Raw genomic sequence first — 253 nt, forward strand, 5'->3', positions numbered from 1 at the left:
GTTCCAGAACCATTCGCACAGCCCGCTCACGAACTTCAGGCGAGTACCTTGGGCACTTCTTCTTCGTGTTTTCCATAGCTCCATTTTCTCAAGAAGTGGAGCCTCCGGAAATCCCGGGGCGGTTCAAATCGCCGATTGAGCGCCGGGCGTGGCTGACCGACTCATATGCCTTCAGATACACCTCCTCATACTTGACGCTTCGCCACACTCGTTCGACGAACACGTTGTCGCGCCAGGCTCCCTTGCCGTCCAT

The 253-nt window shown here is 56.5% G+C and carries 1 pseudogene; it reads right to left on the minus strand.

The features are described from left to right. Positions 1-130: 130 nt before the first annotated feature. Positions 131-253 (minus strand): annotated as a pseudogene (locus tag AB3X86_RS38535) (IS3 family transposase); the annotation flags it as partial.

This window comes from Paraburkholderia sp. BR14374 (genome assembly GCF_040948685.1).
GTDB classification, from domain to species: Bacteria; Pseudomonadota; Gammaproteobacteria; order Burkholderiales; family Burkholderiaceae; genus Paraburkholderia; species Paraburkholderia youngii.